Source organism: Magnetococcales bacterium, assembly GCA_015231755.1.
In the GTDB taxonomy this organism is placed as follows: domain Bacteria; phylum Pseudomonadota; class Magnetococcia; order Magnetococcales; family Magnetaquicoccaceae; genus Magnetaquiglobus.
The window spans coordinates 15,315-32,260 of sequence record JADGAZ010000012.1; the positions used below are offsets into that span (position 1 = coordinate 15,315).

General features: G+C 56.6%; 12 protein-coding genes. 5 read left to right on the forward strand and 7 right to left on the reverse strand.

Annotated features, from left to right (window positions below):
* Nucleotides 1-56: 56 nt before the first annotated feature.
* From HQL98_09365 to efp, 4 genes are all read right to left on the reverse strand, one after another.
* Nucleotides 57-3,878 carry a DUF3683 domain-containing protein gene (locus HQL98_09365; GenBank protein MBF0272256.1) on the reverse strand — a complete coding sequence of 1,274 codons (3,822 nt, stop codon included), beginning with the start codon at nucleotides 3,876-3,878 and terminating at the stop codon, nucleotides 57-59.
* A gap of 430 nt (nucleotides 3,879-4,308) precedes the next feature.
* Complete coding sequence (locus tag HQL98_09370; protein ID MBF0272257.1) at nucleotides 4,309-4,860, reverse strand: thioredoxin family protein; 552 nt, start codon at nucleotides 4,858-4,860, stop codon at nucleotides 4,309-4,311.
* A 69-nt stretch (nucleotides 4,861-4,929) separates the two neighbouring features.
* The gene (gene genX, locus HQL98_09375) at nucleotides 4,930-5,883 is read right to left on the reverse strand and encodes an EF-P lysine aminoacylase GenX (protein ID MBF0272258.1); all 954 of its coding nucleotides are present in this window, start codon (nucleotides 5,881-5,883) and stop codon (nucleotides 4,930-4,932) included.
* Nucleotides 5,861-6,424: an elongation factor P gene (gene efp / locus HQL98_09380; GenBank protein ID MBF0272259.1), complete on the reverse strand. Its 564-nt coding sequence runs from the start codon at nucleotides 6,422-6,424 to the stop codon at nucleotides 5,861-5,863. Before efp ends, genX begins: the two co-directional genes overlap by 23 nt.
* Nucleotides 6,425-6,477: 53 nt before the next feature.
* On the opposite strand from efp, the gene HQL98_09385 reads away from it, so the two are divergent.
* Entirely contained in the window at nucleotides 6,478-7,467 is a 990-nt protein-coding gene (locus HQL98_09385; protein ID MBF0272260.1) for a KamA family radical SAM protein, read from the forward strand.
* A 4-nt stretch (nucleotides 7,468-7,471) separates the two neighbouring features.
* Here HQL98_09385 and HQL98_09390 read toward each other — a convergent pair whose 3' ends face one another.
* The gene (locus tag HQL98_09390; protein ID MBF0272261.1) at nucleotides 7,472-7,909 is read right to left on the reverse strand and encodes a helix-turn-helix transcriptional regulator; all 438 of its coding nucleotides are present in this window, start codon (nucleotides 7,907-7,909) and stop codon (nucleotides 7,472-7,474) included.
* A 143-nt stretch (nucleotides 7,910-8,052) separates the two neighbouring features.
* Between HQL98_09390 and HQL98_09395 the strand changes: the two genes are divergently transcribed.
* The 3 genes from HQL98_09395 (at nucleotide 8,053) to HQL98_09405 (ending at nucleotide 13,400) form a co-directional block, all read left to right on the forward strand.
* A complete protein-coding gene (locus HQL98_09395; GenBank protein MBF0272262.1) occupies nucleotides 8,053-9,099 on the forward strand; it encodes a helix-turn-helix transcriptional regulator in 1,047 nt (348 codons plus the stop codon).
* Between the two features lie 187 nt (nucleotides 9,100-9,286).
* Entirely contained in the window at nucleotides 9,287-12,301 is a 3,015-nt protein-coding gene (locus tag HQL98_09400; protein ID MBF0272263.1) for a WD40 repeat domain-containing protein, read from the forward strand.
* A gap of 34 nt (nucleotides 12,302-12,335) precedes the next feature.
* The gene (locus tag HQL98_09405) at nucleotides 12,336-13,400 is read left to right on the forward strand and encodes a hypothetical protein (GenBank protein ID MBF0272264.1); all 1,065 of its coding nucleotides are present in this window, start codon (nucleotides 12,336-12,338) and stop codon (nucleotides 13,398-13,400) included.
* A 151-nt stretch (nucleotides 13,401-13,551) separates the two neighbouring features.
* Here HQL98_09405 and ccoS read toward each other — a convergent pair whose 3' ends face one another.
* Both ccoS and HQL98_09415 read right to left on the reverse strand, forming a co-directional pair.
* The gene (gene ccoS, locus HQL98_09410) at nucleotides 13,552-13,761 is read right to left on the reverse strand and encodes a cbb3-type cytochrome oxidase assembly protein CcoS (protein MBF0272265.1); all 210 of its coding nucleotides are present in this window, start codon (nucleotides 13,759-13,761) and stop codon (nucleotides 13,552-13,554) included.
* Nucleotides 13,758-16,220 (reverse strand): heavy metal translocating P-type ATPase, encoded by a 2,463-nt coding sequence (locus HQL98_09415; GenBank protein ID MBF0272266.1) that lies wholly within the window; start codon nucleotides 16,218-16,220, stop codon nucleotides 13,758-13,760. The genes ccoS and HQL98_09415 overlap by 4 nt, the downstream gene beginning before the upstream one ends.
* 32 nt (nucleotides 16,221-16,252) lie before the next feature.
* Between HQL98_09415 and HQL98_09420 the strand changes: the two genes are divergently transcribed.
* Nucleotides 16,253-16,945 (forward strand): sulfite exporter TauE/SafE family protein, encoded by a 693-nt coding sequence (locus HQL98_09420; GenBank protein MBF0272267.1) that lies wholly within the window; start codon nucleotides 16,253-16,255, stop codon nucleotides 16,943-16,945.
* Nucleotide 16,946 lies beyond the last annotated feature (1 nt).

The window sequence follows — 16,946 nt, forward strand, 5'->3', positions numbered from 1 at the left end:
ACCTCTTGGATATATCAATGCCCCGTTCGGTTTCAAGAGGGGCGCGAAAAAAAATTTCAAAGCAACACCCGTTCCAGTCCACCCCGCTCCATGCGTTGCAAAAAAGTCTCCCGCCATGACTCTCCCAGCAGGCCGCGGGTCAACTCCACCACCAGAAAGTCGGAGGTGGTGTTTTCCAGCCGGGAAAGCCCCTGATAACAGGAGGGACAGGCGGTGAGAATGCGTGCTGGTTGCGTGGGCGGGCGGGTACGGTCCAGCTCTTTTTCCTTGCGGTAGCGCACCTGGGCGGAAATGTCGGGACGGGAGACCGAAAAAGTTCCCGCTTCGCCGCAACAGCGATCCGTCAGCACCGCCGGACGACCGGTCAGGGTCGCGGCCACCATCAGGGGAGGATGGACCTTCATGGGGGAGTGGCACGGGTCGTGGAACAGCACCGGTTCCCGGTTGGACGACTGCATGCGTACCCCTTTTTCCATCAGGTATTCATGGACATCCAGCAGACGGCAGCCGGGAAAGATGGTCTCGAAGTGATATTTTTCCAACTGGTCCAGACAGGTGCCGCAGGAGACCACCACGGTTTGGATTTCCATGTGGCTCAGAGCGTGGGCCACCCGGTGAAACAGCACCCGGTTGCGCATGGTGATTTGACGCCCCAGACTTTCGAGTCCCGACGCGCTTTGGGGAAAACCGCAGCAGATGGCCCCCGGTGGCAGCACCACTTGCGCGCCCACATGCAGCATCATGGCGATGGAGGCCAGGGAGATGTCGGAAAACAGCCGTTCGCATCCGCAGCCGGGAAAATAGAATACGCTTTCGAGTTTCGGTTCCCAGCGGTCCGGATCCCGCAGCACCGGAATGATGCCGGGATCTTCGATATTCAGAAAACCTCGCGCCGAACGGTTGGGCAATCCGGAGGGCAGAGGGCGTTCCAGCAGGGGTACCACCTGTTCCACCAGATTGGGCGCCCGGCCCGCGGCGGCTTTGGGAGGCTCTTCCGGGTGGCGATGGCCGCGGCTGAGTTGTTTCCAGAGTCGATGGGCCCAGCGTTGCGCCGCGTATCCCCCGAGAATGAAAAACTGGCGGGCGAGCCGGATGGCTCTCGGGTCCGTGGCCGACAAAAAGGCCAGGGCCAGCCGATGGCCGATCCGTCCCGAACGCCGGGTGCGACTCTTGAGCAGCTCCCGCATGCGCATGGTGACCGCGGCGAAGTCGATATTCACCGGACACGGGGTGGCGCAACGCCGACAGATGGTGCAATGGTCGGCCAGATCGGTCAGGGCGTTGAAATGGCTCAAGGAGACCTTGCGACGGGCCTGTTCTTCGTACAGGAACGCCTCGATGATCATGCCGGTGGCCAGAATCTTGTCCCGTGGAGAGTAGAGCAGATTGGCCCGGGGCACCTGGGTCGAGCAGACCTGTTTGCATTTGCCGCAGCGCAGGCAGTTGCGCACGTCGTCGTTCAACGAACCCATGGCGCTTTCCCGCAGGATCAGCGCCTCTTGCTGCACCAGACGCAAGGAAGGGGTGTAGGCGCTGTAGTCCATGGATTTCGGCAACAGCTTGTCCGGATTGAAGCGTCCGTCGGGGTCGGCGATTTGTTTGTAGCGGGCGAAGGCTTCGACGATTTCCGGATCCAGATAGCGGAATTTGGTCAGGCCGATGCCGTGTTCCCCGGAGACGCAGCCGTCCAGGGAGACGGCCAGCGCCATGATCTGATCCACGATCCGCTCCGCCTCTTGCAACATTTCGTAGTCGTTGGAGTTGACCGGAATATTGGTGTGGACGTTGCCGTCTCCGGCGTGCATGTGCAAGGCGACAAAAAGACGCCGGGTGCGCACCGTATGGTGGATCTCCTCCAGCTCTTTCCGGACCCCTTCCCACAGCTCGCCGCCAAAGGCGTTGTTCAAGGAGCGTTGCACCTCCTGACGGAAGGAGATGCGCAACTCCCGGCGCAGCAGCAGGTCGCTCAACAGCAGGCCGGGTCGGGCCTGTTCCGGGCCGTCGAGCAGTGCGGGATGGTCGGTGGCCGGGGCGTCGAAATGGGAGAGAATCGCCGTCCAGCGGTGGCGCACCCGGTTGAGCAGGGACAGTCCTGCCTCCCGTTTGGCGGCCACCGAGGCCAGACTTTCGGCGCTGTTGGGATAACCCGAGGGGAGACTGCGGGCAAAGGATTCTCCTCCCAGATAGGCTTCCATGGCATCGAGCATGCGGATCTTATTGCGGATCGACTGGATGATGTTGATGCGTTCGATGCCGGTGTTGTATTCCGCGAGCCGTTCCAGGGGGATGACCACGTCTTCGTTGATCTTGAAGGCGTTGGTGTGGGCGGCGATGGCCGCCGTGCGGGAGCGGTCGGCCCAGTAGCGCGCCCGCTCCTCCGGACTGACGGCGATGAAACCTTCTCCATCCCGCACCCGGGCCAGCTCGGTGACGTGACGGGCCGCCTGATCCACCAACGCCTCGTCATCGCCGATGATATCCGCCAGGATGGCCATTTTGGGGTGTTCGCCCCGGGAAGCCTTGACGTTGTAGCCCACCGCCCGCAAATAGCGTTCGTCCAGATGTTCCAGTCCGGCGCAGGCCACCCCGGGGGTGGCTTCCAGGTAATTCTTGGTCTCGACGATGGCGGGCACGGCCTTGGAAAGATCCGCTCCGAAGAACTCCAGACAGACCGTCCGGGTGTGGCGGGGTTTGGGATGCAGCACGAATACCGCGCTGGTGATCAGGCCGTCGCAGCCTTCTTTCTGAATGGCGGGCAGACCGGCCAGAGCCTTGTTGGTGACATCTTTGCCCAGTCCGAATTTGCGGAACTGCTCCGTGGGAATGACCAGCAGGGTGGGATCTCCCACCGGGATCTGACCATCCGTGCCGTAGCGGGTGACACGGAAACGGGCCTCCGGCAGCACATGGATCTTGCCCAGGTTGTGATCGAGCCGTTCCACCTCCAGCCAGCCCCCGTCCGGGGTGACCATGCGCCAGGAGAGCAGATTGTCCAGGGTGGTGCCCCACAGCACCGCTTTTTTGCCACCGGCGTTCATGGCGATGTTGCCGCCGATGGTCGAGGCGTTCTTCGAGGTGGGATCCACCGCGAATACCACGCCGGCGGCGGAGGCGGCCTCTTCGACCCGGGCGGTGACCGCTCCGGCTCCCACCCGGATGGCGGAGACCGGATGAGTCAATCCCGGCGGGGTGACGGTTTCCACCGGACCGATGGTGTCGAGTTTTTCGGTGTTGATGATCACCGTATCCGGGTGCAACGCCACCCCCGAGCCGGTATAACCGGTGCCGCCCCCCCGGGGAATGATGGGCAGTCCCAGTTCTCCGCACACCGCCACCAGGGCGGCCACTTCCGCTTCGTGATCGGGTTTGAGTACCAGGGCCGGACATTCCACCCGCCAGTCCGTGGCATCGGTGATGTGGGCCACCCGCGCCATGGGGGTGAAATCGATGTTTTCCTCCCGGGTGACCCGTTCAAAGGCGTGACGGGCTTTGCGTCGCATGGCCTCGCGCCGGGGAAACCAGTCGCCGAAGTCGTGGACCGCTTCCCGGAGCTTTTCCACCAGTTGGAATACCAGAGGGTTGCCTTTGGCCCGGTCCACGATCAATTGGATCCGTTGGGTCATGCTTTCCAGCAGCGAGGCGAGACGTTTGGGATGGTCCAGCAGATCCTCTTGTAAGAAAGGGTTGCGTGTGACCACCCACAAATCCCCGAGAATCTCGAAGAGCATGCGGGCCGAACGTCCGGTTTCCCGTTTGCCCCGCAGGGTTTCCAGGGTTTCCCACATCGGGGCGCCGAGAAAGCGGATCACGATCTCCCGGTCGGAAAACGAGGTGTAATTGTATGGAATTTCCCTGATTTTGGCTGTCTGGTGTGCCACGGCGTTTCATCCCTTGTGTGCGAACGGTCTCCTGCCGGTCGGTGTGGCACGGGGCCATGCATGGGGATCCGACTGACACGGGGCACGCTGCTGAAGTGGTGAGAAAACTGTCAGAAGGATATATCAACTCGGGCGTCATTCCAATGGATTCCGGAGCGACGGGGCGACCCGATCCCGGTCTCGTTTCGGGTTGAAGACCGGCGCCAACCACGGGGCCCAACCGGGGAGACGGCGGAAATGGGGGCTTTGAGGTCGGGAGGGGGAGGGTGCGCAACGGCAGGATGGAACAATTGTGACCCCGGTGCCCCCGTGAAGCCGGGCACCGGGTACTATTCTATTATGGAAAGATCTGTGCATCTTTGTAGAGAGTGGCGGACAAGCTTCCCTCCGGCGGGGATTCAGCCGGGCCAAGGGCGGGGGGTGGGCGGCGTCACTCTTTCCATTTGATGCTGCACCCCATGGTGGTGTTTTGGTGGGTGGCTACCGGGCGGCCTTCCAACAGGGCCAGGATCGCCTCCTTCAACTCTTCTTTGCGCACGGCGGCGGGATTGCGGGGACTGTCGTCCAGGCGGCCCCGGTAGCGGAGTTTGCGTTCCTGGTCGTAGACGAAGAAATCCGGGGTGCAGACCGCGCCATAATCCTTGGCGGTCTGTTGGGTGGCATCATAGAGATAATCGAATGGATAGCCTTTCTTTTTCGCCTTGGCCTGCATGTTGGCAAAGCTGTCTTCCGGATAGTTGGTGGGATCGTTGCTGCTAATGCCCACAAAACTCACCTTTTTGGTGGCCAGTGTGCGCCCCAGGGTGATGAGGCGATCTTCGATGGCTTGCACATAAGGACAATGGTTGCAGATGAACATCACCACCAGTACGGGGCTGTCCCGGTATTCGTCCAGGGTGTGGGTCTTGCCGTCCACGCCGGGAAGCGCGAAGTCCGGAGCCGAGGCGCCCAATTCACCGGGGGGTGAGTGCAAAAGAACCATGAATGTATCTCCCAAGAAAATGGCTGGATTATGGAATGGTGATGCCAATCGGTTGGGGAAATGCAATTTTCATGCACGATCCGCAGGGAAGGCGAGAACATCGGCGATCCGGTCGGTTCCCAGCACAAGCATCACCAGCCTGTCCACCCCCAACGCCGCACCGGCTGTGCGGGGGAATCCGCTGCGCAAGGCGGCCAGGAAATGTTCATCCAGCGGCAGGGGAGGCAGGTTCATCGCGGCGCGTTTCCGGTTGGCCTGATGCAGACGGGTCGCCTGTTCGTCCCCGTCGGTGAGTTCCTGATAACCGTTGACCAGTTCCATGCCCTGGACATACAGCTCGAAACGCAAGGCCGTGGCGGGAGGGGCGGGATCGATTTCGGCCATGGCGGCCCGTTCGGCGGGGAAATGGGTCAGAAAGATCAACCCTCCCGCCTCCTGGAAAGCCGGTTCCACCCGTTCGGTCAGCAACAGATCCAGCAATCCCATGCGGTCCAGGTGTTCCGGAGGGGGAAAGGGCAGGGCGCGGATCAACGCCTCGTCCGGATCCGAAAAGGGATCGACGCCGGCAAAGCGTTTCATCGCCGCGGCAAAGGTCCACTCCTGGACCGGCATGGCCCCCAGAACCGCCTGCAGCAGTTGGGCGCTTTCGGTCATCAGTTCCCGCCAACTCCAGCCGGGTCGGTACCACTCCAGCATGGTGAATTCCGGATTGTGCCGGTGACCCGCCTCTCCGGCGCGAAAGGCCTTGGCGATTTGATAGATGGGTCCGGAACCGGCGGCCAGCAACCGTTTCATGGCGGTTTCCGGGGAGGTGGACAGATACCACCCGGCGCATCCGATGGGTTCGATGGCATCGTCCGGGACCGCGCCGGGACTCAACAGCGGGGTTTCCACCTCCAGAACTTGGCGGGCGTCGAAGAAGGTCCGCAGACGTTTCAGGGTCGCGGCGCGGGCGGCCAGTCCCGCCGGATTGGCCGCCGGTCGCCAGAGTTCCGCAGGGTCACTCTTTGGCACGTTCCACATACTGTCCGGTACGGGTATCCACGCGGATTTTCTCCCCTTCGTTGACGAACAGGGGAACCTTGACCTCGGCGCCGGTCTCCAGGGTGGCGGGCTTGGTGGCGCCGGAAACCGTGTCGCCCTTGATGCCCGGATCACACTTGGTGATGGTCAGAATCACAAACGACGGGGGCATGACGGCAATGGCGCGATTTTTCCAAAGCGTGACCACATAGGTCTCCTGCTCCTTGAGCCAGGAACGGGAATCCCCCACCTGTTTTTCGTCCAGGACGGACTGCTCGTAGCTGGCCGGATCCATGAAATTCCAGAAGCCGGCGTCGTGATACAGAAATTGCATATCCTTGTCCATGACATCGGCTTTGATGACACTTTCGCTGGATTTGAAGGTCCGTTCGATCACGCGGCCATCGATCAGGTTCTTGATTTTGATCTTGGTGAAGGCCTGTCCCTTGCCGGGCTTGACGAACTGGGCATCCACGATGATCCAGGGAGCGTCGTCGATTTCCACGCGGACGCCTTGACGCAGTTGGTTATGGTTGAGCATGTCACTCATTTTGAATACAATTTCCTTGGCGGTTGGTTCATGAAAGGTCAACGATGACACCCTCCTTCCAGTATACCCCCAAAGCCGCGTCAGATCACCCCGTTGTGAACTCCCTGGAGCAACGATTGCGGAATTTGTCCCCCGAGGCCCGGGAAGCGGCCCGTCAATTTCCCCTGTTGGTGCCCGAGGCCCTGGCCAGTCGCATCGACTGGGGGCGGGACGGACCCTTGACGCGGTCCTATCTCCCGGCCGCCGAGGAGTTGACGCGGATGGCCGGGGATTCGACCGATCCTCTGGACGAGGCCGCAGCCCGGATCGTGCCGGGTTTGATCGTCAAGTATCCGGGACGTGCTTTGTTGAAGGTGACGGCAGGGTGTGCCGTTCATTGTCGTTTTTGTTTCCGGCGTCACGCCCGCCACGACGTTTTGCCCAGAAAACGCCGGAAGTGGCAATCGGCTTTGACGGCCATCGGCGCGGATGGCTCCTTGCGGGAGGTGATTCTTTCCGGGGGTGACCCCCTGACCCTGTCGGACCGTCGTCTGGCCCGCTTGACCAGACGTTTGGCCGCCATTCCCCATCTGACCCGGTTGCGAATTCATACCCGCATGCCGGTGGTCTCCCCGGAGCGGGTTACCCCCGGTTTGATTCGATGGCTGAAAGGCACCCGACTGACACCGTTTGTGGTGGTGCATGTCAACCACGCCGACGAGTTGGATTCAAGGGCGGGGCAGGCTTTGGGATTTCTGGTGGATGCGGGTATTCCGGTGTTGAATCAATCGGTTTTGCTGAAAGGTGTCAACGATGATCCGGAAATCCTGGCCGCCTTGTGCGAGACCTTGATCGGTATGCGAGTTATCCCTTATTATCTTCACATGCTGGATCCCGTGGCGGGCGCGTCCCATTTTGGCGTCAGCGAAGAGCGGGCGTTGGCCGTGATGGCCGGAGCGAGCGCCCGTTTGCCCGGCTATGCGTTGCCCCGTCTGGTGCGGGAGTTGCCCGGCGGGCCGGGCAAACGATGGTTGCCGTTCCACGCACCTTTATAAAACGTCACGTTTCCGGAATCTCTTCCCCAATCGATCGGGTGCGCACCCGTTTGCGGTTGCGCAGACGACGGAGCCGATTGCGCATCTGGTAAAGGGCTTGAATCGTCAATTCCAACTCTTTTTCCATGGCGCCCAATTGGGCGAACATGCCGCTGCCGGTCATGTCGTGGGGCAGGATCTCCTCTTCCACCGGTTTTCGACTCTCATGGAGGGTCATGTCACCCTCACCGGTCGCCAGCCATACCGGGTTGACCTCGCAGGCCATGGCAATGTCCACGGTCTTGCGGGAACTCTTGAAGTGGCCGGATTCCAGTTTGTGAATCGCGGCTTGGCTGATCCCGACCTTTACGGCCAGTGCGTGCTGGGTCAGATTGGCATGCAGACGGGCTGCCCGGAAGCGATAGGCGAAGTCGTATTTGGTGGGATTGTTGACGATGCTCATGAGGATGGCCTGGAAAATCGGGGTTGGAGGAAATTCTGACTGTGATAACATAAACAACTTGCTGAATCAACTGAAATGGTGTATCTTGACACGAAGTAATAAATTGAGGACGTTAGCCACAATATTTTAGAAAAAATAAAGCAATGATGCAAAAATCCACAAACAGTGTCAGTTTGCGCTTGAGATCGATTCGCAAGGAATTGGACCTGACCCAGCAAGGTTTGTCGGATCGGATCGGTGTCAGTCGCGCCTACATCGCCGATGTGGAAGCAGGCCGGAAAGACCCCTCCAGAAATTTTATCGTCAAGCTCACCGACCGGATGCACATCTCCGGGGATTGGCTGCTGTCCGGCGTCGGAGAGATGTTCATGGATGGGGCGCGGGGTACGATCCGCGACCGTCTGGTGCGCCTGCTGGCCGCCACGGAGCGGGATGTGGATGGCTGGCTGTCCGGCATGGGGATTGATCCAAAAACAAGTAATCTTTTTTGTGAATCCCGGGGCTCCTGGAACAAGGCCCTGCTGACCCGGGTTCGTCGCCTGGAAGGGGTGCGGGAAGAGTGGCTGCTTGCGGGGGAGGGGACTCCTTTTCCGGGTGGGCGCCACCGCAGCGATGCCGATGCCGTGGCCCGTCTGGAGTTGGTGCTTTCCGGCGCGGGGGGGTGGCATCTGTATCTGGTAACGGATCGGGAGCTGTTTTGCGTGGTGCTGATCGCCCCGTCCTGGTCGGATCCCGGGGATGAGACCTCTTACGAATATACGGTCATGGAGGTGATCGGTGGGGCTGTGGGTCGGCGGACGCTGGCGACGGTGCGCAATCAATTGGGACGCTATGCGGTTTATGTGGTGGTGGTCTCCGCAGATGCCTTGCGTCGGTTGGTGAACGGTTGGATGGGTATACGCGAATTCGTGGGACGGGAACGGGCAAACGGTCTGCTGGATGGAGCGGTCCGGATCGAGCAAGGCGCCCAGATGGACGAGTTCATCCCCGAACCCCTGGCCCGCATCGACGCCGCCGAACTGGAAAAAATCTGCGGCCAAGCCGCCGAGGATCCCCGTTCCGCCCGCATGCTCTATTGGCTCTCCGGCTGGCTCCCCCGCGCCACCTCGGAGGAACGGATCTATCTGGAAGGATTGCTGAAACGCAATTTCCCCGAGTTTGCGGATACGTCGTGGGAGGGGGAAGTGTGAGGGGGAGGTGTGAGGGGGGTGAAACGGTACTCATTTTGGGATTCAAGGAATTTAGAGTGTTTTTTTGGATCGGCTTCGTGTGTGATTAAAGATCTGCGTATTTCGTAATATGTGCGGTTGTTTTGTTAAACTGTCTCTAGTGGTTGACCAATCTATTCATTCGGCACAATCTTTCAGGAGAAAAATAATGGACGTATTTGGTGTGGATACGAATTGCAGCATAAATAACTGGTTGAATGAATTGAAAAAGGAATGTGCGGAAATCTGGCGTGTGCCTTATATGCCATGGTATACAGATCATGATATGATTCACTCTGAAAGTATACTGAGGCATATTGAAAGCCTTGTCTATGATTATAATGATGAAGATCATTTTAATAAATTGAGTCATGATGAAAGGATTGTATTGATTGCTGCCGCCTATGTTCATGATGTTGGTATGCAATATTTTAAGCACATTGGTAAAGTTGTTGATGAAATGGGTGCGCGTGAATACAATGCTGTCCGTGATCGACATACTCAAACTGCTTATGAGTTGGTTATGCGACAGTACCGGTCGAAATCGCCCGCAGGCATCATGGGTAATCCAGAGGGATTGTGTACGGCAATTCCAGGTTGTTTTCAAGAATCTGTTGCTGAAGTCGCCAGAGCGCACTCTGCAATAGCATTTGAATCTATCCATGATTCTTTTTATTGTCAGTCAACAATACGTATTAAATTGCTTGGTGCTTTATTACTTATCGGTGATGAGTTGGATTTGGATAATGGTCGCATCAGAGGGTTGGATGCTCTTAGGAAATACTGCCATATTGGTCATGAGAGTCTGGTGCATTATTATAAACATTATTATGTTAGCAAAGTTTCAATACATAAAGGGATGATTGAAATAGAAATATCTTATCCAGAAGGAATGGCGAGAGATATTAGTGTGTTGCAAAGACACGTCCAGAAGAAGCTTAATGAACGCTTTGGTCTTGTTAAACAGGTGTTTAGAAAGGTCGGACTGGAATTCGAATTGAATTTTGTCATGAGAGTCAATCCATCAAGAAATGAGAGAATGGAGCCTGTATTCCTGGATATGCTGTATCAAGAGACCTTGATTGGCAAGTATGGTTCACTTTCCATCACTACCAAAGAAGACAATTCAGAATCGTCTTCTGTTTGTCCAGCGTTATTGAATAATTCTAATAATCGGTGTGATGGTCATGTCGGTTGGGTTTCTGCATGCGTAAAATTAAGCAAGAATAGTTATATTTCAACATCTTTTGATCGAACAGTAAAGTTGTGGGTGTGTAACAGTGGAGGACACCAAGGGATGCGTATCAACCCTGTTGATACCTATGATAAAGATTGTACCTCTGCAATCGAGACATGTGTAAGACTGTCCGATAAAGAATTTGTGATATCATACGATAAAAATGTTAAGTTCTTGGAAGTTGATAATAACGAAATCAGAGAATCTGGTGTATCGATCGTATGGGGTGATTGTGAGCCTGCTGGGAATGTCAAGATTTTTACTGTCCATGCTTTAGATTCTAGTCCGCATCGCCTTATTTGTTCTGGCAGTTCTTCGTCTTGCTCTATGTTGTTATTGTTTGAAAGAAAATGTCAGAATTATACATTGGTTAAATTCAGGAGTTTTCCAACAGATAAGGTTGTGACTGCCTGTGTTTCATATCCGGATCGATTGATCATCGGTTTCCATGATGGTGAGATCAGACTTTTGCATAGTGAAAGCCTGGAGGATGTTGCGTTGGTACCTGTCACAGGTCACAAAGCTCCCATTACAGGTTGTTCGTATTTGAACAATAAGATCATTTCTGTCTGCAAGGGTGGGCGTATTGTATACTGGAAGCTCGTATTGGATAGCAATGGATCTCGACTGGTGATTGAGAAAACAATCAATCGTTATATTGCGCATAATGGTCGAATCAATGGCTGCATTACAGTTGGAAATCATCTCATTACAGCGGGAAATGATCAGAATTGCCATGTGTGGGACTCGAATGGCAACTATTCGGGAAGTCTGATTGGTGATTCGGGAGAAATCTGGTGCATATCGGATGCCGGTGAAGGCAGAATTCTGCTAGGGTCGGAGCATAAAATGCTCTGGATTTGGGATTCTGTACTGATGAGAAAATTGCCTGAAGGCGCGCAGCCTCTAATACCAGCAAACCCAGAGTGTCTGACATCAAAGAACGTCATGCAGTATCCGACATCCAAGAACGTCATTTTTGACCGGTCAGATCGGGGTGCCCAGGATTGTGCCATCATCGAGAATGTTGTATTTGGTATTCATGAGAATGGCGTATTGAGAATTTGGATTGACCAGAAAATGTTGGGTGAGTTTGATACTGGAATGGGTTGGTGTTGGGGGTGTGATGCCTTTAAGGTTGGGAATCAGCAGTATCTGGTCGCTGTTGGTTCGGGCAACCATTCTTACAGGGTTTATTTTGTAGAGATTGTAGGAAATAAAATTGAAATTAAAAATGATAAGAATCCAACTTATGAAGGTCATCACAAGAAGGCTGTTTGGCAAATCAATTTCTTTCCTGAGTCAGGTGACGGTTGTATACGTCTGATGTCATGTTCTGAAGATGGATGGGCGCATCTTATACCATTACATCAGAATGGGATGTTAGACGTTTCAAAAGAAATTGTTAAAATAGAACACGGAGAAGGAATTTGTGATGGTACCGTTTCAAACAATCGCCCAGTCACTGCGTCTTATGATTGTAGTGCTGCAATCTGGGAAACTGATTATACATCCCGTAGAATTCTGGAGCATGGCGATCAGGTGTGGTGCTGCGAAGCTTTTGAGAATGGTTGGATTTTGACAGGTACCAAAAATGGAGAGATTTGTCTTTGGGATAAGAACGGGCATAAGCAATGGTCTTATCTCGGGCACAACGGGTGTGTGCATGGATGCTCGGTGTCTCGTGTTGTTCAAGATGATGTGTTTGTATTTGCAACCGTATCCGTGGATCGGTCTCTTGTGGTATGGAAAATAAATATGAATATAAAATCCAACAATAATAAATGCAAGATTGAAAAAGAATGCAGAACGACAACTGGTGCGCCTCTGAATTTCTGTAGCATTAATGAAAGTTCTAAGCTGTGTGTGGTCGCTGGAGGACATGGAATCAAATTCTTCACATTTGATTTTTCCAGTGAAAATATCTGTAATATTGAATCAGTTTAGTCAATATCGGTTTTTTATCGTGGAGTGTTCGGAGATGAGCGTTAGAATTACAGATCGGTTGTCTTTGGATCTGATCTCAGAAAAATTGCGCAATAGAGATGATTTTGATCCGGTTGGTGCGCTCGCCAATCATGATCTGCGTCTGGAGGTGATTTCGCCTCTCCAACCACAACAAAATGCCAGGAAATTGCACGAGGTGATCGATCCGTTCGTTCAGGTTCTGCGGAATGGAGGCAGCATGGATCCTGGAGAAATCAAATCCACTGAGGATTTTGTGAGCGAGTTTTTGGACCACCATGAATCGAGAATTGCGATCATTGTTTCAGCAATCGGCATGGATGTGGATGGTAAGGCGTTGCCACCTGTCTGTGTGACTGGCGCCATTGGTGCAACTCTCGCGGGTCGGACCGATCAACGCGCCTGGGCCTGCAATCTGCTTGAATATTGCGGAACGGCTTTGCATGTCGTGGGTAGCGGTACTGGTTTGGGCACACTGGCTGTCAACCTTTATCTCCACGAAGCCAGAAAAGTGGCCGACAGCATGCAACGGGAATTTATTGGGTTGCTGATCGAAAGTGTGGAGTCCGCAACTGGATTCTGGAACGCCATTGGATCCCGAGCGTTTTGTCGTCGTGTCGAGCGTGAAGGGAATGAGATTCTGGAAGCGCTCTCCTACGCCATGCCTACTCTGCCAGGTGAAGATGGCGTGCAACCGGATACCGGTTTGCCGCGTGCCGACGGACAGCATTTCTTCAGAGAATTGATCACCCTTCTTCCGGATCAACCCAAAGAGAATCATTTTTCAGGGCAGATGTATAAACAGATGATTGGTGCCCTGTATGACTCCTCATACCGTCCGAAAAGAGCCTATTTCCTGGATGATGCGGCTTATGAAACGGCTGTCCGTTTTTGTGAGCGGACATTGCACGAAGTGTGTATCGATCATGTGTCTGATCAGGATACGATCTATTTTTATTCCGATGAGGATGTGCGCGCTTCAGGATTATCCGCGTACAAGTGGAAATCAAAAGAGTTTCAGCATCGATTTCTCATGGATCGCCCAGGGTGTACTGGAGAATACAGAGCTTGGTTTGATTGATCATGCGCCTTACATCAAGCCGGTCTCCAGGTTCCGTAATGGAGATTATGCGTCAGGATGACTGGTACATTCTGAATGGTTGTCTCGTGGTCAATGGATCCCTGGGTGTTTGTCTGGCGGAAAGAAATCGTCTTGCATGATGGGGTACGGGTTAAAAGTGCGAATCTCGGGACGGGTCTGCCTTGGGTGTCTCTTCCACCTTCTTCCCCGGAATCATCTCCTGATCATCCTCAAAGAGAATACGATGGGCCGGGCCTTCCATGTCGTCGAATTGACCCCGGCGGATCGACCAGATCAGCATGCCCAGTCCGACCAGACTCAACAGTACCGCCAGCGGCAGCAGAATATAGATGGTGTTCATGCGTCTTTCCCCTTCACGGTGTGGGAGGTGGTCGGTTCGGGGTGGTGGCGCAGGCGCAGCGCGTTGCCCACGACCACCAGACTCGACAAGGGCATGGAGATGGCCGCGACAATGGGGGAAACCAGTCCGGACATGGCCAGGGGAATGGCCAGCAGGTTGTAAAACAGGGAGAAACCGTAATTCTGGCGAATGGTTCCCAGGGTGCGGCGCGCCAGGGTGAATACCCGGGTCACCGTCTCCAGATCCCGGTTCAATAAAATCACATCCGCCGAGGCCACCGCCAGATCGGTGGCATTGGCCACCACCAGGGCTACATCCGCCCGGGCCAGGGCCGGGGCGTCGTTGACCCCGTCTCCCACCATGGCTGTTACCGCGCCGTTGCGTTGCAGATCGGCGATGATCCGCTCTTTGTCTTCGGGCAGCAGATCGCTTTCCGCCCGCTCCACTCCGGTGAGACGCGCCACCTGATCCACCACCGCCCGCCGATCCCCGGAAAGCACCGTGACCGGCAGTCCCATGGCCCGCAAGGCCGCAACCACCTCCCGGGCTTTGGGTTTCAGGGTGTCGCCCAATCCGATCCAGCCCAGCAACACCCCGTCCTGACCACAGGCGCTCCAGGTGACGGCGTGATCCCGATCCTCCGGGGGGCGGGAGGCGTCATGTTCCGGATCTCCCCCTGCCAGCACAAACCCTGAGCGTCCCACACGGGTCAGTCGACCGCTCACCCATGCCTCCATGCCCAGTCCGGGCACGTTGCGGGCCTCTTGCGCGTCTTCGACCTGTCCCCATCCCCGGGATTGAAACTCCCGGAAAATGGCCCGTCCCACCGGATGCTCCGAATGTCGCTCCACGGTCGCGGCCAGGGTCAACAAGGTGCGTTCGTCCATTCCGGAGACCGGTACAATCCGTTCCACCCGGGGGGTGCCCAGGGTCAATACCCCGGTTTTGTCCATCACGACTTGGGTTACTCGCTCCAGCCGTTCGATGGTCTCGCCGCTTTTCAGCAGAATACCCATGCGGGCCGCCGCCCCCATGGCCACCAGCATGGCCGCCGGTGCCCCCAGTCCCAGAGCGCAGGGACAGGTGATGATCAAAACCGCGACACTGTTTTCCAAAGCCTGTGAGGGGTCGCGCCACAGCCAGAAACCCAGGGTCGCGGCGGCCAGCACCAGCACCATGCCCACAAAACGGGCCGCCACCCGGTCCGCCACCCCCTGAATCGGGGGGCGTTCCGCCTGTGCGGTCTCCACCAGCCGCAGAATCCGCGCCAGGGCGGTCTCTTCCCCCACCCGTTCGACGATCAACACCACGCTACCTTCCAGGTTCAGAGTGCCGCCGACCAGGATTTCTCCGGGTCCACGGGTCACGGGCAGCCCTTCTCCGGTCAACATGGACTCGTCCACACTGGTCATGCCGGATTCGATGATGCCATCCACCGGCACCCGCTCTCCGGGCTTGACCAGGACCCGTTCCCCCACCCGCACCTCCCGCACCGGCACGCTGACCGGTTCCCCATCCCGCAGCACCAGGGCGTGTCGTGGCTCCAGATTGAGCAATCGTTCCATGGAGCCCGCCGCCTTGCCACGGGCAATCGATTCCAGAAACCGTCCGGTCAGCAGCACGAACAAAAACATGGTCACGGAATCGAAATAGATCTCCCCGCTGCCCCGCACCGTGACCACCACGCTGTAGCCGTAAGTGACCCAGGCTCCGAGGGCGATGGGCAGATCCATGTTCAGGTGTCCCAGGCGCAACCCGTTCCAGGCGCCCCGCACGAACACCCCACCGCTGTACAGAATCACCGGTGTGGCCAGCACCAGAGAGACCCAGTGGAAGAAATTTTTGGCTTCCGCGTCCATGCCCTGGAAATAACCGGCATACAAGGCGATGGCGATGAACATGACATTGGCCGCCCCGAATCCCGCCACGCCCATGCGGGAGAGCAGTTCCCGATCCCGTCGCGCCCGGTTTTGTTCTCCCAGGGCTGGATCATAGGGTTCGGCCCGGTAGCCGATGCCCCGCACCGTGCCGATGATCTCGGAAAGTCGGAGTTGTTCCGGATTCCATCGCACCCGCGCCCGATGCGTGGCAAAATTGATCCAGACTTCCGAAACCCCGGGAAGACGGCGCAACATCTGTTCGTTCAACCACACGCAGGCGGCGCAATGAATGCCATCCAGCAACAGGCACACTTCTCGTCCGCCTTCGACCTCGGAGACCAGACGGGATTGGTATTCCGGATCGTCGAAGGGTTCCAGAGCCTGCCGGTCGGTTTCGCCGGGGCGGGTGCCGAGGATGCCCCCATCCCGGCGTTGATAATAGTCTTCCAGCCCCATGCCCCGGATCACGCGCCATGCCCCCAGACAGCCGGAACAGCAGAACTTTCGCCCTTCGTCCAGGATCAAAGCTTCGGGTGGAATCTCCAGACCACAATGATAACAGCCCATACCGTTCACCAACCCCGTTCATCCATTTCGTGGGAGCCTGACGCATGCCTTCTTCTTTGATCGAGCCTTGGCTCACTTTTTTGGCCGCCCTGCTGGGCAGTGGCCATTGCATCGGCATGTGCGGCGGCCTGGCGGTCTCCACCCAACTCGGCGCGGGAATCGCCACGGATCGTCCCTTTTGGCACTGGGAACGGATCCGGCTTCCTCTTCTTTATACTCTGGGAAGGGTGGGCACATACATGGTTCTTGGAGCGGTGAGTGGCTGGCTTGGTTCCATGGCGCTGTTCCTCGCCCGTCCGACGGCTCTCAACGGTCTGCCCCATCTGGCGGTGGGGGTGGTGATGATCCTGATGGGCATCGATACCATCGGTCTGGTCTCCATGACCCGGGGTGGTCCGGAAGTCGGGGCGTTTTTTACCCGTTGGACCCAGACCATCACCGGATCACGTCCGGCGTTGCGCCCTCTGGGCATGGGCATCTTGACTGGATTGTTACCCTGCGCCATGCATTGGGCCTTTCAGGCCAAAGCGTTCGCCACCGGATCGCCGCTTCAGGGGGTGGTGATTCTGCTGGCCTTTGGACTGGGCACGTTGCCCGCCATGTGGGGATTCGCCCTGCTGTCCACTTGGCTCGACCGCAAGGCCAGACGTGTGGTGATGCAACTGGCCGGGGTGTTGATCGTGTTTATGGGGGCCATGAGCCTGAAACGGGGCGTGATGATGCTGATGATGGGGTAGG